General features: G+C 38.7%; 25 protein-coding genes and 1 pseudogene. 22 read left to right on the top strand and 4 right to left on the bottom strand.

Annotation, left to right across the window (positions count from 1 at the left end; genetic code table 11):
• Positions 1-58: 58 nt before the first annotated feature.
• The gene (msr(D), locus tag AB2B49_RS04990) at positions 59-1,522 is read left to right on the top strand and encodes an ABC-F type ribosomal protection protein Msr(D) (protein WP_000420313.1); all 1,464 of its coding nucleotides are present in this window, start codon (positions 59-61) and stop codon (positions 1,520-1,522) included.
• 117 nt (positions 1,523-1,639) lie between these two features.
• On the opposite strand, the gene AB2B49_RS04985 is transcribed toward msr(D), so the two are convergent.
• From AB2B49_RS04985 to AB2B49_RS04970, 4 genes are read right to left on the bottom strand one after another with little or no spacing between them, the layout of a single operon-like run.
• A complete protein-coding gene (locus AB2B49_RS04985; RefSeq protein WP_001072467.1) occupies positions 1,640-1,939 on the bottom strand; it encodes a DUF5960 family protein in 300 nt (99 codons plus the stop codon).
• Complete coding sequence (locus AB2B49_RS04980; RefSeq protein ID WP_000567222.1) at positions 1,926-2,294, bottom strand: hypothetical protein; 369 nt, start codon at positions 2,292-2,294, stop codon at positions 1,926-1,928. The genes AB2B49_RS04985 and AB2B49_RS04980 overlap by 14 nt, the downstream gene beginning before the upstream one ends.
• A 12-nt stretch (positions 2,295-2,306) precedes the next feature.
• Complete coding sequence (locus AB2B49_RS04975) at positions 2,307-2,642, bottom strand: DinB/UmuC family translesion DNA polymerase (protein WP_000806926.1); 336 nt, start codon at positions 2,640-2,642, stop codon at positions 2,307-2,309.
• Entirely contained in the window at positions 2,639-2,884 is a 246-nt protein-coding gene (locus AB2B49_RS04970) for a hypothetical protein (protein WP_001813542.1), read from the bottom strand. The genes AB2B49_RS04975 and AB2B49_RS04970 overlap by 4 nt, the downstream gene beginning before the upstream one ends.
• Positions 2,885-3,516: 632 nt before the next feature.
• Between AB2B49_RS04970 and aac(6') the strand changes: the two genes are divergently transcribed.
• The 21 genes and pseudogenes from aac(6') to AB2B49_RS04865 all read left to right on the top strand — a co-directional run bounded on the left by aac(6') (position 3,517) and on the right by AB2B49_RS04865 (position 21,681).
• Positions 3,517-3,945, top strand: coding sequence for an aminoglycoside 6'-N-acetyltransferase (gene aac(6') / locus AB2B49_RS04965; RefSeq protein ID WP_320691965.1), 429 nt, complete (start codon positions 3,517-3,519; stop codon positions 3,943-3,945).
• A gap of 47 nt (positions 3,946-3,992) precedes the next feature.
• Positions 3,993-4,601 carry a Type 1 glutamine amidotransferase-like domain-containing protein gene (locus AB2B49_RS04960; protein ID WP_320691964.1) on the top strand — a complete coding sequence of 203 codons (609 nt, stop codon included), beginning with the start codon at positions 3,993-3,995 and terminating at the stop codon, positions 4,599-4,601.
• Between the two features lie 177 nt (positions 4,602-4,778).
• A complete protein-coding gene (locus tag AB2B49_RS04955) occupies positions 4,779-5,522 on the top strand; it encodes a CPBP family intramembrane glutamic endopeptidase (protein ID WP_009730128.1) in 744 nt (247 codons plus the stop codon).
• Between the two features lie 154 nt (positions 5,523-5,676).
• Entirely contained in the window at positions 5,677-6,483 is an 807-nt protein-coding gene (locus AB2B49_RS04950; RefSeq protein ID WP_000668463.1) for an alpha/beta fold hydrolase, read from the top strand.
• Positions 6,484-6,494: 11 nt separating this feature from the next.
• Entirely contained in the window at positions 6,495-6,623 is a 129-nt protein-coding gene (locus AB2B49_RS04945; RefSeq protein WP_000900072.1) for a hypothetical protein, read from the top strand.
• 104 nt (positions 6,624-6,727) lie between these two features.
• Positions 6,728-7,345, top strand: a complete 618-nt coding sequence (locus AB2B49_RS04940; RefSeq protein ID WP_070697138.1) for an SAP domain-containing protein — start codon at positions 6,728-6,730, stop codon at positions 7,343-7,345.
• A gap of 17 nt (positions 7,346-7,362) precedes the next feature.
• Positions 7,363-7,464: pseudogene (locus tag AB2B49_RS04935) on the top strand (hydrolase); the annotation flags it as partial.
• Between the two features lie 121 nt (positions 7,465-7,585).
• Positions 7,586-8,467, top strand: a complete 882-nt coding sequence (locus AB2B49_RS04930) for a diacylglycerol/lipid kinase family protein (RefSeq protein WP_070697141.1) — start codon at positions 7,586-7,588, stop codon at positions 8,465-8,467.
• 63 nt (positions 8,468-8,530) lie between these two features.
• Complete coding sequence (locus AB2B49_RS04925; protein ID WP_070697143.1) at positions 8,531-9,022, top strand: phosphoribosylanthranilate isomerase; 492 nt, start codon at positions 8,531-8,533, stop codon at positions 9,020-9,022.
• Positions 9,023-9,198: 176 nt separating this feature from the next.
• The gene (locus AB2B49_RS04920; RefSeq protein WP_320691963.1) at positions 9,199-10,938 is read left to right on the top strand and encodes a glycoside hydrolase family 13 protein; all 1,740 of its coding nucleotides are present in this window, start codon (positions 9,199-9,201) and stop codon (positions 10,936-10,938) included.
• 155 nt (positions 10,939-11,093) lie between these two features.
• Complete coding sequence (locus tag AB2B49_RS04915; protein WP_049505792.1) at positions 11,094-11,969, top strand: DUF4300 family protein; 876 nt, start codon at positions 11,094-11,096, stop codon at positions 11,967-11,969.
• 21 nt (positions 11,970-11,990) lie between these two features.
• Positions 11,991-12,173 carry a hypothetical protein gene (locus tag AB2B49_RS04910; RefSeq protein WP_049505793.1) on the top strand — a complete coding sequence of 61 codons (183 nt, stop codon included), beginning with the start codon at positions 11,991-11,993 and terminating at the stop codon, positions 12,171-12,173.
• A 91-nt stretch (positions 12,174-12,264) separates the two neighbouring features.
• Positions 12,265-12,771 carry a YfbM family protein gene (locus AB2B49_RS04905; RefSeq protein ID WP_049505794.1) on the top strand — a complete coding sequence of 169 codons (507 nt, stop codon included), beginning with the start codon at positions 12,265-12,267 and terminating at the stop codon, positions 12,769-12,771.
• A gap of 178 nt (positions 12,772-12,949) precedes the next feature.
• The gene (locus tag AB2B49_RS04900; protein WP_049505795.1) at positions 12,950-13,504 is read left to right on the top strand and encodes a hypothetical protein; all 555 of its coding nucleotides are present in this window, start codon (positions 12,950-12,952) and stop codon (positions 13,502-13,504) included.
• Positions 13,505-14,127: 623 nt separating this feature from the next.
• Positions 14,128-15,588, top strand: coding sequence for an aminotransferase class I/II-fold pyridoxal phosphate-dependent enzyme (locus AB2B49_RS04895; RefSeq protein WP_049505796.1), 1,461 nt, complete (start codon positions 14,128-14,130; stop codon positions 15,586-15,588).
• Positions 15,589-16,449, top strand: coding sequence for a polyamine aminopropyltransferase (speE, locus tag AB2B49_RS04890; protein WP_049505797.1), 861 nt, complete (start codon positions 15,589-15,591; stop codon positions 16,447-16,449).
• Positions 16,446-17,705, top strand: a complete 1,260-nt coding sequence (locus AB2B49_RS04885; protein ID WP_000088767.1) for a saccharopine dehydrogenase family protein — start codon at positions 16,446-16,448, stop codon at positions 17,703-17,705. Before speE ends, AB2B49_RS04885 begins: the two co-directional genes overlap by 4 nt.
• The gene (nspC, locus tag AB2B49_RS04880) at positions 17,705-18,832 is read left to right on the top strand and encodes a carboxynorspermidine decarboxylase (protein ID WP_000764355.1); all 1,128 of its coding nucleotides are present in this window, start codon (positions 17,705-17,707) and stop codon (positions 18,830-18,832) included. The genes AB2B49_RS04885 and nspC overlap by 1 nt, the downstream gene beginning before the upstream one ends.
• Positions 18,829-19,914 carry an agmatine deiminase gene (gene aguA / locus AB2B49_RS04875; RefSeq protein WP_320691962.1) on the top strand — a complete coding sequence of 362 codons (1,086 nt, stop codon included), beginning with the start codon at positions 18,829-18,831 and terminating at the stop codon, positions 19,912-19,914. The genes nspC and aguA overlap by 4 nt, the downstream gene beginning before the upstream one ends.
• Before the next feature lie 9 nt (positions 19,915-19,923).
• Positions 19,924-20,799: an N-carbamoylputrescine amidase gene (gene aguB / locus AB2B49_RS04870; protein WP_049505800.1), complete on the top strand. Its 876-nt coding sequence runs from the start codon at positions 19,924-19,926 to the stop codon at positions 20,797-20,799.
• A 144-nt stretch (positions 20,800-20,943) separates the two neighbouring features.
• Positions 20,944-21,681 (top strand): TraX family protein, encoded by a 738-nt coding sequence (locus AB2B49_RS04865; protein WP_049505801.1) that lies wholly within the window; start codon positions 20,944-20,946, stop codon positions 21,679-21,681.
• The last annotated feature ends 68 nt before the right edge of the window (positions 21,682-21,749 follow it).

Raw genomic sequence — 21,749 nt, 5'->3', positions numbered from 1 at the left:
GGGTTTTCCCTGCATACAAGCAAATGAAAGCATGCGATTATAGACAGGAGGAAATGTTATGGAATTAATATTAAAAGCAAAAGACATTCGTGTGGAATTCAAAGGACGCGATGTTTTAGATATAAATGAATTAGAAGTATATGATTATGACCGTATTGGTTTAGTAGGAGCAAATGGTGCTGGAAAAAGCACTTTACTCAGGGTACTTTTAGGAGAATTAACTCCCCCAGGATGTAAAATGAATCGTCTGGGTGAACTTGCCTATATTCCCCAGTTGGACGAAGTAACTCTGCAGGAGGAAAAAGATTTTGCACTTGTAGGCAAGCTAGGTGTTGAGCAATTAAATATACAGACTATGAGCGGTGGTGAAGAAACAAGGCTTAAAATAGCACAGGCCTTATCGGCACAGGTTCATGGTATTTTAGCGGATGAACCTACGAGCCATTTAGACCGTGAAGGAATTGATTTTCTAATAGGACAGCTAAAATATTTTACAGGTGCACTGTTAGTTATTAGCCATGACCGCTATTTTCTTGATGAAATAGTAGATAAAATATGGGAACTGAAAGATGGCAAAATCACTGAGTATTGGGGAAACTATTCTGATTATCTTCGTCAGAAAGAGGAAGAACGTAAGAGCCAAGCTGCAGAATACGAACAATTTATTGCGGAACGTGCCCGATTGGAAAGGGCTGCGGAGGAAAAGCGAAAACAGGCTCGTAAAATAGAACAGAAGGCAAAAGGTTCTTCAAAGAAAAAAAGTACTGAAGACGGAGGGCGTTTAGCTCATCAAAAATCAATAGGAAGTAAGGAAAAAAAGATGTATAATGCTGCTAAAACCCTAGAGCACAGGATTGCGGCCTTAGGAAAAGTAGAAGCTCCGGAAGGCATTCGCAGAATTCGTTTCAGGCAAAGTAAAGCATTGGAGCTCCATAATCCATACCCTATAGTCGGTGCAGAAATTAATAAAGTATTTGGGGATAAGGCTCTGTTTGAAAATGCATCTTTTCAAATTCCGTTAGGAGCAAAAGTGGCGTTAACTGGTGGTAATGGAATCGGAAAAACAACTTTAATCCAAATGATCTTAAACCATGAAGAAGGAATTTCTATTTCGCCTAAGGCAAAAATAGGTTACTTTGCACAGAATGGTTACAAGTACAACAGTAATCAGAATGTTATGGAGTTTATGCAGAAGGATTGTGACTACAATATATCAGAAATTCGTTCAGTGCTAGCATCTATGGGGTTCAAACAGAACGATATTGGAAAAAGTTTATCTGTTTTAAGCGGTGGAGAAATTATAAAATTGTTGCTTGCTAAAATGCTCATGGGTAGATATAACATCCTAATAATGGATGAACCCAGTAACTTCCTTGACATACCAAGTTTAGAGGCTTTGGAAATACTAATGAAGGAGTACACCGGAACTATCGTGTTTATCACCCACGATAAACGATTACTCGAAAATGTAGCAGATGTAGTTTATGAAATTAGAGATAAGAAAATAAATCTGAAACATTAAATTTAAGGTAGTCGCTGGTCAGTATAGTCTGTTCTGGTTGGCGACTCCATTGTTAAAGAGTATAAAGACTTTAGATTTTATGAATATTAAAAATAGGAACAGTCAATTGAACTGCTCCTATTTTTCTGCTAAATATATTGTAGTTTTCTTATATGTATAATGATAGATTAGCGGATTCTCATCTACGGTACTTACTTCAAATATGAAGAAGTGATCGCGGTTATCTCTGGACTTTTCCTTATTGAGGACAAAGTAATTCTTACGTGAAGTCGCCATTGTTTTTAGGATATCATCAGTTAGGAAGGTCAATGGAATATTCATGTTAGAGTAGCGGTAGAAGTCACGTTCAAAATCTTGGTAGCTCTCGCTATAATAGTCCATTTGTAGGTGATTACGCTGAAACTCAAGCTGATTCATAGAGCACCTCCTCGACAAGTTCAATACTAATAATGTCTTTTAATTTCAAATTGATGTGACCTGTTGTAGTTTTTATCAAAATGAAATCTTTGGTCAGACTTGGTATTGTTCCAGTGTAGGAAACACGCTTGTTTTTTTCAATCACTTGAATGCGTGTGCGTAGCTGCCCGGCGTATACTTGACTGAGGAGTAATAATTTCTTCTCTAGTGATAAGTCAGACATGTACGTTACTTTGTTTGTATCATCAGAGAGTGCTGATGCATGTTCAGATAGGAAAAAGCCCATCCATTTTTGCATCTTTGTATCCTGGTACTCTCTTGCTGATTGAAATGGTAAATATGAACGGTCAATCATATCAAATCCTTTCTATGCAGAGGCAAGGGTATTTTTATCAAATTGAATCGTAAAACCTTGAATTCCCCCACCTGTGTAACATTCTTTAAAGCGATTGATTACCTCAGTATAGATTATCACAGATGAGCTTGTTGGCTTAATGCTAAATGTAAATTCCAATGGTAATCGGTTTTCAGATTTAGCATGTACTAGTCGTATCGATATTTCAGTTGTTTTGAGTTTTCTCTGACGAAGTTTTGAAGTTGCTGTTTCAACGATTCCATGTAAAAATCTTTCAAGCATTTCAATATCATTACATCCTTTGCTACGGATTTCTGAAAATTGTACTGTATTTTTTTCTTGTTTCATTTTAATCCCTCCAATCCACCCGCGGAATGACCACCGATAAGTTTACTGCGTTCAATATTTCTGGAACCTTCAGTTAGGACGGTTCCTTTTTGTATGGCTAAAAAACCAAACTGTTCTCTGACAACATCAATAGCTGTCTGAAGTCTATTATCTTTTTCAATTTGTTCTACATCATCAAAGAGTGATAGTAGAGTATAGCTTTCATCTACGAAGCCACTATAAGATACACCAATTTGTCTCACTGCACCAGAGGTGTATTTTTTCGGAATAATACAAGTACATGACTCACCATTGTTTTGGGGAGATTTGCGGGTTCAATTTTATTCTGAGCATTTATAGATTTTTTCATCTCAGTCCTAGAATAGCCAATATGAATAGAAACGACAGTAGTCAATACTAGGGCTACTGTTCCGTTCCACAGTATCATTTAAAAATCATTTTCACACCCTTTCGTCTATTAGTATAGAAGAAAGCTCTCAGCACACGTCGAGTGTGTAAGCTTGTTAGAGAAACGTAGTTAATCCTCTAACTTTTTCATTTTAAGGCAAGAAGGCTTCAAAGCTCCACTGGAGCTTTGAACTCCCCGAACCTTTTGAGTTCCACAAACGCACCATGTTGAGGCTGTATCACTGCTTGTACAAGCTGAGGCATCAGCGAAGTAGGAGCAGATGTTCTGCCCATGGGATAGACGTCGTAGAGTAAGGAGTTTACGACTAAACGATACGGTAACAGCGAACCGCTGAGTGCGTGGCTCTGCTCTTCCGATCTGAGACAGTCGAAAAGTAGAAGTGGATGGTATTGGTATCAATCAATGAGTAACAAAGTAACAGCGTGATTCGAAACATTTGCTTGTAATTTGCGGAGGAACATCAATATGGATGGAATAACAAAAGATTCTATAAAAACGGCTAAACTAATGAAACAATTATGGCCCCAATTGACCGATAAAGAAGCTTTTGATGAAGTAAAAAGATATACGAATGGCAAAAATACTGCAATCTTTACTGAAGTTAAAGGTGACACAATTGTAGGTCTAGCACTATGTTCACTCAGATTTGATTATGTTGAAGGTTGTAAATATAGTCCTGTTGGATTTTTAGAAGGGATTATTGTCGACGAGGAATATCGTTTAAAGGATATTGCTAAAAATCTCTGTACAAAATGTGAGGAATGGGCGAAAAATAAAGGATGTAAGGAATTTGCAAGTGACTGTACTTTAACGAATAAGGATTCTATAAGATTTCATCTCAATATTGGATTTCAGGAGGCAAATAGAATTATTCATTTTAAGAAGATATTATAATTTCAGAACGTGGTCAAAATTTATGTATCTTTAGGAAGTGTGAAAGATTGGACGAACAAATTTTTTTGATGGGTGGAAATCCGCCGATAAAGAACTATACGATTGTTAATAAAATTGTGTCATCAAGGAAGATCGAAAGAATACTCATTTTTACAGTTTATCGAGAAAATTGGCAACCGTATATGAAAAAGTACACAGAAGTTTTCCAAAGTCATTTTTCTAACCTAAACACTGATTACTTACTCTTGGACATTGAGCAGATTAATTTTGGTAGCTATCTAGATGCTGATCTAATTATTATCGGTGGTGGAAATACGGAAAAGTATCTAGCTACTTATGTCAATCAGGAGTTCAAAAATTATATCGATCGTATGCTGAATAAAGGGGTAAAAGTTATGGGATTTTCTGCAGGAGCCCTATTATTAGGAAAAAAAGTCTATGTTTCACCTAATGATAATTCAGATCATCAGATAAAGATTAAAAATGGGTTGGGACTTTTTAGTCAGTTTTTAATTGGTGTCCATTATGATTCATGGAATGATAAAGCAAATAAGGATAGAGCTGAAGAACTCGTTAATGTTCCCATAATTCCACTAAATGATCATTCCTGTCTTGTATTAGATAAACTTGGAAATATCATAGAGAAAATTGACTAGTTTTAATCATGCTAATCTGAATTTACGAAACTAAAGTATTGACGAAATGAATAATGAAAAGCCTTGATTGTAAGGCTTTTTTGTGTTTTTATGATAGAATATAGGTAGTTATAATCGAGAGCAACTAAGAAGCAGTAAAAATATTATACATAGAATAATCAGGATTAGGAAGATAAAATGACAGAAATTGACAAAAAGAATTTAAAAAATTATCTTTGTTTTACATTTGGAATTACTTATATAGCTTGGGGGCTTCTTGCCATATTTACACAATCTTATATTTTGGGATTAGAGACATTTATAGGAAGAATATTACATATAGTTGGTGCACTTGGACCAGCTATTGCAAGTGGCTTTTATTTGAAAAGGAATAATATAAAATTTAAACATTTTGTATTTAGTAAGAAAGAAAATAGTAGAATTTATTTCATTATTCATTTGTTAGCAATTTTGATACTATTCTCTGTATCTTCCTTAGAATTAAACGGAGTATCCATTTATCTGATGCCACTATTCTTTATTCAATTAATTTTTTTTGGTGGCGGACATGAAGAGTTAGGATGGAGAGGTATACTACAACCTTTACTTGATAAAAAATATACTTATTGGCAATCTAATTTGATTGTAGGTTCAATCTGGGGAATTTGGCATCTGCCTTTATGGTTTATAGTTGAAGAAAGTCATCAAGGATTTCCTTTTATTTTATTTTTTATATATACATTATTTTTAAGTTTTGTTTTAGGGCTTCTTTACCGTCAAACGAAATCTGTGGGATACTGTATATTATTTCATGCGTTCGCAAATTTGTTAAATCTCTATTTTGTGTTAAAAATTAATCTTATTTTTATTATCATTTTTATTGGTTATTTGATTTATACTATATTGGCGAGTAATAGAATTAGTAAGGAAACAACATTCTAAAATTTAGATCAGGATATCCATTATTGAAAGTAACGTGTGGTCATTCTAGATAATCAATGTTAGAGACTTTTCTATTTGATGAGGCATCACTGCTTGTTCAAACTGATTTAACAAGTATTTATCTAGTGAAAGTTCTACAGTAAGGAGTTTAAACATGAAATTCCATGAATTTGGTGATAAGAATTTGCCTCCTATTTTACTGATACATGGTGGTGGCAGTTCTTGGTGGAATTATCTTCGTCAAGCACGAATCTTGTCAAAAGAATACCGTATTATTCTACCCAATTTGAATGGCCACGGCGAGGAATATCAACTTGATTATGTTTCTACTGAAGATTCTGCTTTGGAGATTCTAGACTATATCAAAGCAAACTGTGGTGGGAAATTGTTTGCAATCGGTGGTGTTTCACTTGGTGGTCAAATTGCCATGGAGCTTTTGTCTTTAGACAGTGAAATTGCTGAGAAGGCCATCATAGATGGAAGCCTCTGTATTCCTCAACCAAGGTTAGCTAAAATCAGCATCTTTCTAGTGTCTCTATTTGGTAAACTGATGTTCAATAAATTCTCTTGCAAACTTCAGTTAAGCATGATGAATAAACTCTATCCAAAACTGGCTTATCCAGAGGAAATAAAAGTTTATTATTTAGAGGATTTGCCAAGGACGCCTGTCAAAACATTGGTGACCATTTACAAAAGCTATATGGGATGTTACAAGCTGAAAAATATGATTTTTGCTAGCAAGGCTCAGGTTCTGTATATCTATGGTGAAAAAGAATTGAACTGTGTGAAAGAATCAGCGAAATTATTTCAGCAGCTACATCCGAATACGATTTTGTATGAAGCAAAGGGCTATAATCACGGCTATTTGTCAGCTTACCTGCCTCAAGAGTGGATTGATTTGGTGGCACCATTTTTAAAGAGTGAACCATTGGAAATGTGTAATGAATCTGATATGTCATAAGGAGGAATCTGATGCTAGGAGCAATTGTGGGAGATATTGTGGGTTCAGTTTATGAATGGAACAATATTAAAACGAAGGATTTTCCTTTATTTCGTGAGGATTGTTTTTTCACGGGTGATACGGTAAGTCCGAACCGCTGAGTGTGTGAGTTTGTTAGCGAAACGTAGCTAATCCTCAGAATAAAGAAACTAAAACTCCATTATTTAGAAATGAAAACCTAAACTGTTTTTAAGGAGGCATTATATTGATAGAGAGCAGACCTGAGTTTGATAAAATCGCATCGTTTGATGAGTTTAGCAAATACTATTGGTATCGGGATGAACTTTCACAGATATGCAAGTCATTAGGGCTTGAATATAGAGGTACAAAACAGGAACTCAATGATATTATTAAGCAGTACTTTAAGGGGAAATTGATTAAAAAATCAACAGTAAAAAGGAAAAAGAAACGAGTAGAAGTCGTTACCTTAGATACGCCCTTACTTGAATGTGGATTCTCCTTTAACGCACACTTTAGAGAATATTTCTCAACTTTAACAGATGTTTCGCCCTTTAAATTTACTGCCGATATGGCGACTGCTTGGAGAAAAGTAAAAAGCGACAATGATTTGAGTTTCACAATACAGGATATGCTAAAAGTTTATCATGGAAATTCAGATTATGCCAAGTATGATCATTCGGTTTGTCAATGGAACCAATTTCTAAAGGATTTCTGTGCAGACGAAAATAGTCACAATTACTCGAATAAACTAAAAGTAGCTTCCATCCTTTGGAAAGAAGTTAGAAATTCAAGTAATGAAAAAATTTATTCAAAAAATCTTTTGACTGAATATGCTGAAAAAATAAAAGACTATTGTAAGTAGAAACGCCATCTCACTTGGTGGCAGAGGCAGCTTATGGTATTCCTGATTGGATAAAGGATAAGGCCATTTCTTACTTGGATGAACCCTTAAAGGATGTAGTCATTAGATGGGAAAATAAAAGCGTATTAATCTCCAGTACGTCAGATTTCTCTTTTCTGTATTTTCATTGTATAATAGGGGTACATTTAGTTTCATATAATGAAATATAAAGGTTTCAAACGAATATTAAGGAGAAAATCAATGAAAAAAGCAATGTTAATTATCAACCCTACCTCTGGTGGGGAAAAGGCTTTGGATTATAAGGTCAAGCTGGAGAATAAAGCCAAAGATTATTTTGAGCATGTGGAAACAAAAATTACCGAAAAAGCCTTAGACGCAACACACTTTGCTGAAGAAGCGTCTCGTGATCAGTATGATGCAGTGGTATGTTTTGGTGGAGATGGGACTGTCAATGAAGTTATTTCAGGTATTGCTGAGAGAGAATACGTTCCTAAGTTGGGTATTATCCCAGGCGGTACGGGTAACCTCATTACAAAACTTTTGGAAATCAATCAAGACATCGATGGCGCGATAGATGAACTCGATTTTAACTTAACCAACAAGATTGATATCGGTAAAGCAAATGATAACTATTTTGGCTATATCTTTAGTATCGGTTCTCTGCCTGAGGCAATTCACAATGTTGAAATTGAGGACAAGACAAAATTTGGTATCCTTGCCTATGCTGTAAATACCATGAAGTCTGTCATGACGGATCAGGTCTTTAATATTAAGGTTGAGACAGAAAATGGAAATTATGTTGGTGAAGCTAGTCATGTTTTGGTTCTCTTGACAAATTACTTCGCTGATAAGAAAATCTTTGAAGAAGATAAAGATGGCTATGCCAATATTTTGATTCTAAAAGATGCTTCTATATTCTCAAAATTATCCGTCATTCCTGATTTACTAAAAGGAGATGTTGTCGGCAATGATAACATTGAGTATATCAGAGCGCGTAATATTAAGATCTCTTCAGATAGTGAATTGGAGTCAGATGTTGACGGCGATAAATCGGATAACCTACCTGTAGAAATCAAAGTCCTAGCACAGCGAGTAGAAGTATTTTCAAAGCCGAAAGAGTAGAAGGTAAAAATTACTTTATTATTCACAACGAAATTAAGTTCTATATCAACGATTGGAGGAGGAATGAATTCTCTATTTGATGAATTTCGAACAATTTGTTCTCATTTAAACCAAGTCGGAATCACTCCGACACTCATGGGGTCTTTGGGGTTTGAATACCGTTCAAATGAAGAATGGGGGCCGTCTGACATTGACATTCATGTGCCTGGTGACCCTAGAGGTTGGGAAGCACCTGATCATCTCAGAATTTATGACTGGGACAAGATAATGAAAGTGATGAAACACTTAGGCTACGCCTTAACAGATATTCATGAGCATGAATTCCAAAAGGATGGTGTGAGTGTTGAGTTTGGAAGTATTGATTCTTTACCAGATTTTGCAGGGGTTTCGGAATCAGATATAGAGTTGATTCATCTCGAGGACATCACTTTTCGCGTTCCAAGTTTGGAACAGTATTTAAGTATTTACAAGGCTTCTTCCCAAGATTCCTATCGAAATGACCACAATAACAATAAGGATTTTAAAAAGATTGAGTGGCTGGAAAGACATTTGTAAATCATCATTTGAAAAGTAGCAAGTTGTAAGACTGGCTGCTTTTTTATTTCTAGAAACAAACCACTCGACACTACGGACAAGCCTTGCAAATAAAATACGAAAGTAGTATACTAGAATCACAATTATGAAAACGTTTGCGTCCTAAATGCAACCAAGTAAATCAGGAGACAAATACAATGGAATTAACAGCCATTTACCACAGACCAGAGTCAGAGTATGCATATCTTTATAAAGACAAGACAATGCACATTCGTATCCGAACCAAGAAAGATGATATTGAAACCATCAACTTGCATTATGGAGATCCTTTTATCTTTATAGAGGACCGTTATGAAGATAGTAAGGAAATGAGTAAAGTAACTTCTGATGCTTTGTTTGATTATTGGCAAGTGGAGATTTCAGTTGGCTATGCCCGACTCCAGTATCTCTTTGAACTTAAAGATAAGCAAGGTCAGAGTATTTTGTATGGCGATAAGGGATGTGTTGAAAACACGCTAGAAAATCTTCATTATGAAGGAAATGGATTTAAAATTCCTTATATCCATGAGATTGATGCTTGCCATGTTCCTGACTGGGTAGCAAAGACGGTATGGTACCAGATTTTCCCAGAACGTTTTGCTAATGGGAACCCTGAGATTTCTCCCAAAGGGGCCCTAGCTTGGAATTCCTCTATCAAACCAAAAACGAGTGATTTCTTTGGTGGTGATTTACAAGGCATTATTGATCATCTAGATTACTTGCAAGACTTAGGGGTCACAGGACTTTATCTCTGTCCGATTTTTGAATCCCCAAGCAATCACAAGTATAATACGACGGATTATTTCGAAATTGACCATCATTTTGGAGATAAGAAAACTTTTCGTAAACTGGTGGAGGGGGCCCATCAGAGAGGGATGAAAATCATGCTGGACGCTGTTTTCAATCATATCGGGGATCAGTCTCCGCAGTGGCAGGATGTTCTCAAGCATGGTGAAGATTCCGTTTACAAAGATTGGTTCCATGTTCAAGAATTTCCAGTGACCAAGGATAAGCTGGGTGATCCAAGAAAGCTCCCTTACCATACCTTTGCCTTTGCCAGCTATATGCCCAAGCTCAATACGGCCAATCCTCAAGTGAGGGACTATTTGTTGAGCGTTGCGACCTACTGGATTGAAGAGTTTGATATTGATGCTTGGCGACTGGATGTGGCAAATGAAGTAGACCATCAATTTTGGCGAGATTTCCATAAGGCTGTCTTGGCTAAAAAGCCTGACCTTTATATTCTTGGAGAGGTTTGGCACACTTCACAGCCCTGGCTGAATGGCGATGAATTTCACGCAGTTATGAATTATCCTCTCTCTGACAGTATCAAGGATTATTTCTTGCGAGGGACTAAGAAGACACCTCAATTTATCGATGAAATCAATAGCCAATCTATGTACTATAGACAACAGATTTCGGAAGTGATGTTCAATCTTTTGGATTCGCATGATACGGAGCGCATTTTGACTACTGCCAAGGAAGATGTTCAACTCGTTAAGTCTGCCCTTGCTTGCCTCTTTTTACAAAGGGGGACACCGTGTTTCTACTATGGAACGGAGTTAGAATTAGATGGAGGGCCAGACCCAGATTGTCGTCGTGTCATGCCTTGGGAACGTGTTTCCGATAGCAATGAGATGCTTCATTTCATGAAGAAATTGATTCAGCTTCGCAAGAGTGTCTCAGATATAATCCAACATGGAACCTACAGTCTGCAAGAAATCAAGCCAGATGTGGTATCTCTGGCATGGGATTATGATGGACAAAAAATCCAAGCTATTTTTAACCAATCAAGTGAAAACTATCTTGTAGACCGTGATTCTGTAGCGCTAGCCAGTCATTGCCAAGAATTGGACCAGCAACTGATGATTTTGCCTAAAGGTTTTGTCATTCAATAAAAATAGGATTAAAAAGACTGTAATGAATGGGTGATTCGTGCAGTCTTTTTTTGACTTATGTAGTATAATATAGCTAAGTCAACGATTACTAGCTGCATGATTAGCGAATGGTGTTTAAAATGAAAAAGAGACTTGTAGTCTAGAAGGAGAATTTCATGAAACGAACGAGAAAAGTAGTAGCCTTGGGACTGTGTTTACCCTTATTACTTGGATTGGCTGCTTGCCACCAAAATAATACGAGGACTGAAGCTACAAATCAAACACAGACCAATTCATATAAAGTTCCTTGGACGGCTTCATATACAAATCTTAATAATCAGGTCAGTATCGAAGAGGTCAAATCTCTCTTATCAGCGCACTTGGATCCAAATAGTGTTGACGCATTTTTCAATCTTGTTACAGACTATAATGCGACTGTCGGCTCCACTGGCTTAAGTGGTGATTTTGCTTCCTTTACAAAGACAGAATACGATGTAGAGAAAATCAGCAATCTTTGGAATCAAAAAAAGGGTGACTTTGTCGGGACCAACTGCCGTATCAATAGCTATGCGCTATTAAAAAATTCAGTCACGATCCCAAAACTTGAAAAGAATGATCAGCTACTTTTTGTGGATAATGATGCTATCAATAAGGGAAAGGTGTTTGAAGCGAAAGACAAGGAAGAGTTTGATATTCTATTTTCTAGGGTGGAGACAGAAGCAACGACAGATGTAAAAATTCACGCGCAGAAGATGGAGAAATTCTTCTCCCAGTTTCAATTTAATGACAAGGCCCGAATGCTGTCTGTAGTCTTGCATGATAATTTGGACGGAGAGTATCTTTTTGTCGGACACGTTGGTGTTTTAGTTTCAGCTGATGATGGTTTCTTGTTTGTAGAGAAACTAACTTTTGAAGAGCCTTATCAAGCTATTAAGTTTGCGAGCAAGGAAGACTGTTACAAGTATCTATCCACCAAATATGCTGATTACACAGGTGACGGTCTAGCTAAGCCTTTCATTATGGACAATGAAAAGTGGGTTGAAGGTTATTAAGATAGGCAAGTGAGAAGCAGTATGGAGACAGTAGTAGCGCTTTTAGTTATCATTCTTATCGGATTCTGGACTGTAAATATCCTCAAGCCTCGTAAGTCAAATAATAAAGAGCGATTTTTAGGCTATATGCAGCGCTATGATATTGACGGTGAGGGATACCAGTCAGAAGTCTGGGAAGTGACGGAAGATGAGGATTTGAAATAAGGAGGAGAGTCTAAAAACAGTATTATGTCTTTTCAAGAAAGCTAACTAGTAAAATTAGTGCTATCCTAAGAAACGAATAGGAGGAAACTTTATAGGAATAATTGCTAATTATCAATATCTATCTGACAATGAATTAAGCCAAATAGTGCCAGATTCTCGTCAGGAAGAGGAATTGTTTGACTTAGTAGAGGATTCTACTAATGAAAATGAGACGTTGATAGATATTGACAAAATGTGGGACGCCTTACTCTTTGTTATGACAGGATTTAGTAGTTCAGAATTTATGGATGGCGATCCTTTGAGAGAAGCTGTCTTGAGAGTGACTCCTTTAGAAGAAGTGTCTGAATACATAGCCTATACTGAAAAAAACAAGATAGCCGAGATCGTAGAAGCTCTAGAAAGTTTTGACATGGATAGGGCTCTGGCAGACTTTAGCATGGAAACATGCAAGAAGGCAGATTTGTATCCCGATATTTGGGATTATCTTGATGAAGAGGAAGAAATCAAGGATGACATTCGAAGTAGCTTTATAAAAGTGAAAGACTTTTACAAGAAAATCTTAGATCTCAAGGGAAATGTCTTAGTGACTATTTGTTAAGTAATTTTACCAACTGTTAGTCAGGTGCGTGATGAATGTACATTTAGAAAATCGAACACCTGATGATTTGTCTGGTGAAGGAAATATTCCACCATGTAGTCGGATGGGATAGATAGAAATTGGTTATAGAATTTGTAAGCATAATAGACTTTAAACTTTAAGATGGAGGATTGAAGAGATGGAAAAAATTGAATGGGACAAGGTTAAGACTCGCTTAGATGCTTTGCTCGTCATTGATGAGTATCGAACAGATCCAGACAATGACTGGCTTCGATTGATAGTTAAGACTGAGGAAAACTGTGGAATCCGTTACCTTATCGACAACGGTTCTGGCGATTCTCTAGATGTGATATTTACTGATAAAATGATCCTTATAAAAGGCTTTGATCATGAAAGCAATTTGAGTCAATTTGCTGCGGATGAGTGGAATCAAGACATCATAGACGGATTTTATAAAGAACTGGATGAAAAGTATCAAAACCTTTACTCAGAAGAGCAAAAAGATGAAACAACCTTCTTTATCTGGTATGACGGTCAAGAGCATCAAAATACCTACCAAGAGCAGGACGGTGGTGAATGGTTATTATCCTATTTCTTTGAAAGTTTTGAGCGATTTCATGAGTTTGTGACGGATTACTATTCAATTACCGTAGATGAGGACTTACTTAGAAAACTTTACAATCAAGGCCAGCTTTCAAAAGTAGAATTGGAGCAGTTGATTCACACTACCTAGCTGGAAATATGTATAAAATCTGATGAAAAGAATTGATTTTCAATATCAAGTTATATTTTAAGATTATTGAAGTAGCTAATGGTTGTGGTTTCTTTTTTCTTACTTCTTTGACGTTTTAAAGCGATTTCTTTTTATAGTTCAACAGAATTTGACGAACAAAAAAACAAAATTCTTTAAAAAAGTTTCACAAAATCCTTTACAAGCTCTTATAAACATGATATAGTTATAAGGCTTAGAAAATGAGATGATGTTTTCTAGCAAATATAAACCCGAGTAAAAAATGCCTACGGACAGGCAGGGTTGAATGCCGAAGCGTGGTTAAAAAGCCACATTATTGATAGGGTTAAAAGCCTACTTTTATAAGTTGATGTTAGGACGCTTGTCCTAATTCATAAATTTTTAGTGTGGTGAAAGCACACGTCATCTTGTGAAACGATCAATAAAGTACGTAATATTTGCTACTAGAGAGTTAGGAAACATCAGGAACAGACATACTCAACAGAAACCAAAATACACACGTCAGAAGATTGCAGAGCAGGTGAAAACCTGCTCTTTTTTCATAAGTCAACCTTTAGTCGCCTTTATCTTCTTGAGGTGCTAAAAATACGGTAAAGGAGTTTGTCTTGAAGAAGTTAGATCAAAACCAAGCCCCAATTTATGAGGCCTTGGTCAAGCTACGCAAGAAAAGGATTGTCCCCTTTGATGTGCCAGGTCACAAGCGTGGGCGGGGAAATCCGGAACTTGTCGAACTATTAGGAGAAAAATGTGTTGGCATTGATGTCAATTCTATGAAACCTTTGGATAATCTAGGCCATCCCATTTCGATTATCAGAGATGCAGAAGAACTAGCAGCGGATGCTTTTGGTGCAGCGCATGCCTTTCTCATGATTGGCGGGACAACCTCATCCGTGCAAACCATGATTCTTTCTACCTGCAAGGCTGGAGATAAGATTATTCTGCCGCGTAATGTCCACAAATCTGCTATCAATGCACTGGTTCTATGTGGCGCCATTCCAATCTATATCGAGATGAGTGTAGATCCTAAAATCGGCATCGCTTTAGGTCTTGAAAATGACCGTGTGGCTCAAGCTATAAAGGAACATCCAGATGCCAAGGCTATCCTCATCAACAATCCAACTTACTATGGGATTTGTTCAGATCTTAAGGGATTGACAGATATGGCTCATGATGCTGGCATGCTTGTTTTAGTGGATGAAGCCCATGGAGCTCATCTGCATTTTACAGATAAATTGCCGCTATCTGCTATGGACGCTGGCGCTGATATGGCGGCGGTCTCTATGCATAAGTCTGGTGGGAGTTTGACCCAAAGCTCCATTTTACTTATTGGGGAGCAGGTGAATCCTGAGTACGTTCGTCAGATCATCAACCTGACCCAGTCTACATCTGCCTCTTACTTACTTATGTCTAGTTTGGATATTTCTCGACGGAACTTAGCTCTTCGTGGTAAAGAGTCTTTTGAGAAGGTCATTGAGCTGTCTGAGTATGCTCGTCGTGAAATCAATGCCATAGGTGGCTACTATGCATACTCTAAAGAGTTAATAGACGGTGTTTCCGTTTGTGATTTTGACGTGACTAAGTTGTCAGTCTACACCCAGGGTATTGGCTTAACCGGTATTGAGGTTTATGATCTCTTGCGAGATGAATACGATATTCAAATTGAATTTGGTGATATCGGCAATATCTTGGCCTATATTTCCATCGGTGACCGCATCCAAGACATTGAGCGTCTGGTCGGTGCTTTGGCGGATATCAAGAGACTCTACTCAAGAGATGGAAAGGACTTGATAGCTGGAGAATATATCCAACCCGAGTTAGTGCTGTCTCCACAAGAAGCCTTCTATTCAGAAAGAGAAAGTTTAACCTTGGCTGATTCTGTTGGACATGTCAGTGGGGAATTTGTCATGTGTTATCCTCCAGGGATTCCAATCCTAGCACCAGGTGAACGGATTACACGAGAGATTGTAGATTATATCCAATTTGCCAAAGAACGTGGTTGTTCCCTCCAAGGAACGGAAGATCCAGAGGTCAATCACATCAATGTCATTGAAAGAAAGGAGAACTAGATGGATTTATGGTTTTCTGAAGTTCATACTCCAGATGTGAAACTGTCCCTGAGAACAGCTAAGCAACTCTACGCTGGAAAAAGTGAGTGGCAGGATATAGAGGTATTAGATACACCAGCTTTTGGAAAGATATTGATCTTAAATGGGCATGTCTTATTTTCAGATGCGGATGATTTTGTTTACAATGAAATGACCGTCCACGTACCCATGGCTGTCCATCCTAATCCTAAGAAAGTATTGGTTATTGGGGGTGGCGACGGCGGTGTTGCCCAAGTATTAACGCTCTATCCTGAACTGGAGCAAATCGATATTGTAGAACCCGATGAGATGTTGGTTGAGGTCTGTCGTGAGTATTTCCCAGACTTTGCTGCAGGGCTAGATGATCCTCGTGTTACCATTTACTACCAAAATGGTCTACGCTTTTTACGGAACTGCGAGGATGATTACGATATTATCATCAACGATGCGACAGATCCATTTGGACATACGGAAGGGCTCTTTACCAAGGAATTTTACGGCAATAGTTACAGAGCTCTGAAGGAAGATGGTATCATGATTTACCAGCATGGGAGTCCTTTCTTTGATGAGGATGAGTCTGCTTGTCGAAGTATGCACCGTAAGGTTAATCAAGCCTTTCCAATCAGCCGGGTCTATCAGGCGCACATCCCAACCAGTCCAGCGGGCTATTGGTTGTTTGGATTTGCATCGAAAAAATACCACCCTGTTAAAGATTTTAATAAGGAAGGCTGGAAAAAACGACAGCTTTTCACAGAATACTACACTGCAAACTTACACGTGGGAGCCTTTATGTTGCCTAAGTATGTTGAGGATATTTTAGAAGAAGAGGAAGGAAAAAAATGAGTCGTTTATTAGTTATCGGATGTGGAGGCGTTGCCCAAGTTGCTATTTCAAAGATTTGCCAAGATAGCGAAACCTTTACAGAGATTATGATTGCTAGTCGCACCAAGTCAAAATGTGATGACTTGAAGGCTAAACTGGAAGGTAAAACAAGTACTAAGATTGAGACGGCTGCTCTTGATGCTGACAAGGTAGAAGAAGTCATTGCCTTGATTGAAAGCTACAAACCAGAAGCTGTTTTGAACGTAGCACTACCATATCAAGATTTAACCATTATGGACGCATGTTTGGCGACAGGTGTCCACTATATCGATACGGCCAACTATGAGGCTGAGGACACAGAAGACCCAGAATGGCGTGCTATCTATGAAAAACGCTGCAAGGAACTTGGTTTTACAGCCTACTTTGACTACTCATGGCAGTGGGCTTATCAGGAAAAATTCAAAGAAGCAGGCTTGACTGCTCTTCTTGGTTCTGGTTTCGACCCAGGTGTGACCAGTGTCTTTTCAGCTTATGCTCTCAAACACTATTTTGATGAAATCCACTATATCGACATTTTAGACTGTAATGGTGGTGACCACGGTTATCCATTTGCAACAAACTTTAACCCAGAAATCAACCTCCGCGAGGTTTCTGCGCCAGGTTCTTACTGGGAAGATGGAAAATGGGTCGAAGTCGAAGCTATGTCTATCAAGCGTGAGTATGATTTCCCTCAGGTTGGGCAAAAAGACATGTATCTCCTTCACCATGAAGAAATCGAATCATTGGCCAAAAACATTCCAGGTGTTAAACGGATTCGTTTCTTTATGACCTTTGGGCAATCTTATCTAACGCACATGAAATGCTTGGAAAACGTTGGTCTCCTTCGTACGGATGCTATTAACTTTAATGGACAGGACATTGTACCGATTCAATTCTTAAAAGCCTTGCTTCCTGATCCAGCCAGCCTTGGCCCACGTACAGTTGGAAAAACCAATATCGGCTGTATCTTTACAGGTGTCAAAGACGGTGTTGAAAAGACTATCTATATCTACAATGTTTGCGACCATCAGGAATGTTACGCAGAAGTTGGTTCACAAGCAATTTCTTACACAACAGGCGTTCCAGCCATGATTGGGACCAAATTAGTGATGAACGGAACTTGGAAACAACCTGGAGTTTACAACCTTGAAGAGTTGGATCCAGATCCATTCATGGAAGCTTTGAATGAGTACGGATTGCCTTGGGTTGTGGTAGAAAATCCGCAAATGGTGGACTAATGAAGTTAGAACAAGTACCCACACCAGCTTACGTCATTGATTTGGCCAAGTTAGAAGCAAATTGTCGCATTCTACAATATGTTCAAGAAGAAGCAGGTTGCAAGGTTTTGCTTGCCCAAAAGGCCTATTCCCTCTATAAAACCTATCCCTTGATTAGTCAGTATCTGTCAGGTACGACGGCTAGTGGTCTCTATGAAGCTAAGTTAGCTAGAGAAGAGTTTCCGGGGGAAGTCCATGTCTTTGCACCTGCTTTCAAGGATGCAGACTTGGAGGAACTGCTGGAGATAACGGACCATATCGTCTTCAACTCGGAGAGACAGTTGCGTAAACATGGTGCTCGTTGCCGAGAGGCTGGTATCAGTGTCGGTTTGCGCCTCAACCCTCAGTGTTCAACTCAAGGAAATCACGCGCTCTATGACCCTTGTGCTCCGGGATCTCGGTTTGGAGTTAGCCTAGACAAGATACCGAGTGATTTGCTGGACTTGGTGGATGGGCTTCATTTTCATACCCTTTGTGAGCAGGGGGCAGATGATTTAGAGACAACTTTGAAAGCTGTAGAAGAACAGTTTGGACCTTATTTACATGAGGTCAAATGGCTCAATATGGGTGGAGGACACCACATAACGAGAGAAGACTATGATGTGGATTTGCTGATTTCTGAAATCAAGCGTATCCGAGATACTTACAATCTTGAAGTCTATATCGAACCAGGTGAAGCTATTGCGCTCAATGCGGGTTATCTAGCCACTGAAGTATTGGATATTGTCGAAAACGGTATGGATATCTTGGTTTTAGATGCCTCTGCAACCTGCCATATGCCTGATGTACTTGAGATGCCCTATCGTCCACCTTTGAGAAATGGATTTGAACCGCAGGAAAAAGCCCATACCTATAGACTTTCTTCCAATACCTGCCTGACGGGTGATGTGATTGGAGATTATAGTTTTGAAAATCCAATCCAAATTGGTGATAGACTTTATTTTGAAGACATGGCTATTTACTCATTTGTCAAAAATAATACCTTTAACGGTATTGGCTTGCCAAGTCTCTATCTCATGGACGAGCAAGGTGACTGCAGCTTAGTCAAAACCTTCGGCTATCAAGACTTTAAAGGGAGATTATCATGATAGAAACTCCGAAAAAAGCAGGCTATCGTATGCCAGCAGAGTACGAACCCCATCATGGCACCCTCATGATCTGGCCGACTCGACCAGGTTCATGGCCCTTCCAAGGAAAGGCTGCAAAAAAAGCATTTAGCCAAATTATCAAGACCATAGCAGAAGGGGAAAGAGTCTATCTTTTGGTGGAGCAGGACCATCTATCTGAAGCCCAATCCTATCTTGGAGAAAAGGTTGTTTATCTAGATATTCCTACTAATGATGCCTGGGCGCGTGATACGGGGCCGACTATTCTCATCAATGATAAAAGAGAAAAGTTGGCAGTCGATTGGTCTTTTAATGCCTGGGGTGGCGCTGTAGATGGTCTTTATCAAGATTATGAAGAGGATAACCAGGTAGCCAGTCGGTTTGCTGAGTCCTTGGAAATGCCTATCTATGATGCCAAACCTTTTGTACTGGAAGGCGGAGCAATCCATAGCGATGGTCAAGGAACCATTCTTGTGACTGAAAGTTGCTTGCTTAGTCCTGGACGCAATCCCCATCTTAGTAAAGAGGAAATCGAGAGAAGATTATTGAACTATCTTGGCGCTGAAAAAGTTATTTGGCTACCTTATGGTATTTATCAGGACGAAACCAATGAACACGTTGACAATGTTGCAGCCTTTGTTGGCCCTGCTGAGCTTGTCTTGGCTTGGACTGATGATCAAAATGATCCCCAGTATGCCATGTCAGCAGCTGATTTAGAGCTTTTAGAAAAAGAAACAGATGCAAAAGGGCGTCCCTTCACCATTCATAAATTGCCTATCCCTGCAGTTCGACAAGTTGTAACCGAAGAGGATTTGCCAGGCTACATCTATGAAGAAGGGGAAGAGGAGCGTTATGCAGGTGAACGTCTTGCAGCTTCCTATGTCAATTTCTATATTGCCAACAAGTCTGTCTTGGTTCCCCAGTTTGAGGATGTCAATGACCAAGTGACCCTAGATATCCTCAGCAAGTGTTTCCCAGACCGTAAAGTTGTCGGAATACCAGCCAGAGATATTCTCTTAGGTGGTGGCAATATCCACTGTATCACCCAACAAATCCCAGAATAGGAGAAAAAGATGAGAAATGTAAGAGTTGCAGCGATCCAGATGCAATGTGCTAAGGATGTGGCAACGAATATCCAAACAGCGGAACGTCTAGTACGTCAGGCTGCAGAACAAGGCGCACAAATCATTCTCTTACCCGAGTTGTTTGATCGTCCCTATTTCTGTCAGGAACGCCAATATGACTACTACCAGTATGCCCAGTCGGTGATAGAAAATACAGCCATTCAGCATTTTAAAGTGCTTGCTAAGGAACTAAAAGTTGTTCTACCAATTAGTTTTTATGAAAAAGATGGCAATGTCTTATATAACTCTATCGCCGTCATTGATGCAGATGGAGAGGTGCTGGGTGTTTATCGGAAGACCCACATACCAGATGACCATTATTATCAAGAAAAGTTCTATTTCACGCCTGGCAACACTGGTTTCAAGGTCTGGGATACTCGCTACGCTAAGATTGGGATTGGCATCTGTTGGGATCAATGGTTCCCTGAAACAGCGCGCTGTCTTGCGTTGAATGGGGCAGAATTACTCTTTTACCCAACAGCTATAGGTTCAGAGCCTATCTTAGATACAGATAGTTGTGGTCACTGGCAACGTACCATGCAAGGGCACGCAGCAGCGAATATTGTCCCAGTCATTGTAGCCAATCGTTACGGTTTGGAAGAAGTCACTCCTAGTGAGGAAAATGGTGGACAAAGTTCCAGTCTTGACTTCTACGGTTCGTCCTTTATGACGGATGAAACAGGAGCTATTTTAGAGAAAGCTGAAAGACAAGGTGAAGCTGTTCTGTTAGCCACTTATGACCTTGACAAGGGAGCAAGCGAGCGCCTCAACTGGGGACTATTTCGTGATAGAAGACCCGAAATGTACCAACGAATTACGGACTAGAAGGTAAATTTCATAATAAACATTTAATATTCACGCCTGTCTTACAAAAATGTAAGATAGGCTTTTTAAATGTAAGATGGGTGTACGATTATACGTAGAAATGTATGCTATACTCTATGTAAATCAAAAAGAAAGAGGTTTATTATGAAAAAATGGAATGCGACGCAGTTGAAGTATCTGATGGCGGCAGTAATGGTTCTGGACCATATCCCTCATATCACCGGGATCGTTTCTCCTCTGTGGGAAGGTATCTTCCACGCCTTGACCCGTTGTGTGGGAGTTTGGTTTGCCTATATGGCTATGGAAGGATTCATCCATACTCGAAACCTGAGAGACTATCTCATCCGCCTTTGGAGTTGGGCGCTTATCATGTTTGCTGGAAATAGCCTTCTCAATACTCTGTTTACCTCTAAGGGTGTAATGGTTACTAATAATATTTTCTTTACTTTGGCAATTGGTGTCACCATGCTTTGGCTTGGTTTTCCCAGAAAAGAGTTGGATAAAAAGGAGAAGTTGTGGCGTCGGATTGGAGTTGCTGGTCTCTTGATTTTCGGTAGTCTTTTTACTGAGGGTGGCATCACCATGTTACCATTTCTCTTGATTAGTTACTCTTGTCGAAATCGCAAGGGATTGCGAAATCTCCTTTATGCTTTTCTGTGGGCCTTCTTGTTAGTGACTTCCATTCAAATTTATGACACTTGGCACCAAACACTGGAAATGATGCTTTTCAATTCTGACTGGCTCTTTATCACCGTATTTCCTTTTATGGCCTTGTATAATGGACAGCGAGGAAAAGAAACTAGTTGGAGTAAATATTTCTTTTATATTTTCTACCCAGCTCATCTATGGATTATAACTTTGATTGCTTATTTGCTTAAGTAGATTCAATACTCATTAGCTCCATCTTGCTTAAAATGTGAGAGGAGCTTTTCTGTATCTGGAATTCACAA

This window comes from Streptococcus jiangnanensis, from assembly GCF_040888325.1.
GTDB lineage: Bacteria > Bacillota > Bacilli > Lactobacillales > Streptococcaceae > Streptococcus > Streptococcus jiangnanensis.
Note: the sequence above shows the minus strand (reverse complement) of the source record. Positions and strands in the feature narration are given on the sequence as shown.

What these genes read in the sequence shown, in the direction of transcription:
- AB2B49_RS04985 (WP_001072467.1), bottom strand. Translation starts at nt 1,939, where the DNA reads ATGAATCAGCTTGAGTTTCAGCGTAATCACCTACAAATGGACTATTAT.
- AB2B49_RS04980 (WP_000567222.1), bottom strand. Translation starts at nt 2,294, where the DNA reads ATGATTGACCGTTCATATTTACCATTTCAATCAGCAAGAGAGTACCAG.
- AB2B49_RS04975 (WP_000806926.1), bottom strand. Translation starts at nt 2,642, where the DNA reads ATGAAACAAGAAAAAAATACAGTACAATTTTCAGAAATCCGTAGCAAA.
- AB2B49_RS04955 (WP_009730128.1), top strand. Translation starts at nt 4,779, where the DNA reads ATGACAGAAATTGACAAAAAGAATTTAAAAAATTATCTTTGTTTTACA.
- AB2B49_RS04950 (WP_000668463.1), top strand. Translation starts at nt 5,677, where the DNA reads ATGAAATTCCATGAATTTGGTGATAAGAATTTGCCTCCTATTTTACTG.
- AB2B49_RS04945 (WP_000900072.1), top strand. Translation starts at nt 6,495, where the DNA reads ATGCTAGGAGCAATTGTGGGAGATATTGTGGGTTCAGTTTATGAATGG.
- AB2B49_RS04930 (WP_070697141.1), top strand. Translation starts at nt 7,586, where the DNA reads ATGAAAAAAGCAATGTTAATTATCAACCCTACCTCTGGTGGGGAAAAG.
- AB2B49_RS04925 (WP_070697143.1), top strand. Translation starts at nt 8,531, where the DNA reads ATGAATTCTCTATTTGATGAATTTCGAACAATTTGTTCTCATTTAAAC.
- AB2B49_RS04920 (WP_320691963.1), top strand. Translation starts at nt 9,199, where the DNA reads ATGGAATTAACAGCCATTTACCACAGACCAGAGTCAGAGTATGCATAT.
- AB2B49_RS04915 (WP_049505792.1), top strand. Translation starts at nt 11,094, where the DNA reads ATGAAACGAACGAGAAAAGTAGTAGCCTTGGGACTGTGTTTACCCTTA.
- AB2B49_RS04910 (WP_049505793.1), top strand. Translation starts at nt 11,991, where the DNA reads ATGGAGACAGTAGTAGCGCTTTTAGTTATCATTCTTATCGGATTCTGG.
- AB2B49_RS04900 (WP_049505795.1), top strand. Translation starts at nt 12,950, where the DNA reads ATGGAAAAAATTGAATGGGACAAGGTTAAGACTCGCTTAGATGCTTTG.
- speE (WP_049505797.1), top strand. Translation starts at nt 15,589, where the DNA reads ATGGATTTATGGTTTTCTGAAGTTCATACTCCAGATGTGAAACTGTCC.
- AB2B49_RS04885 (WP_000088767.1), top strand. Translation starts at nt 16,446, where the DNA reads ATGAGTCGTTTATTAGTTATCGGATGTGGAGGCGTTGCCCAAGTTGCT.
- nspC (WP_000764355.1), top strand. Translation starts at nt 17,705, where the DNA reads ATGAAGTTAGAACAAGTACCCACACCAGCTTACGTCATTGATTTGGCC.
- aguA (WP_320691962.1), top strand. Translation starts at nt 18,829, where the DNA reads ATGATAGAAACTCCGAAAAAAGCAGGCTATCGTATGCCAGCAGAGTAC.
- aguB (WP_049505800.1), top strand. Translation starts at nt 19,924, where the DNA reads ATGAGAAATGTAAGAGTTGCAGCGATCCAGATGCAATGTGCTAAGGAT.
- AB2B49_RS04865 (WP_049505801.1), top strand. Translation starts at nt 20,944, where the DNA reads ATGAAAAAATGGAATGCGACGCAGTTGAAGTATCTGATGGCGGCAGTA.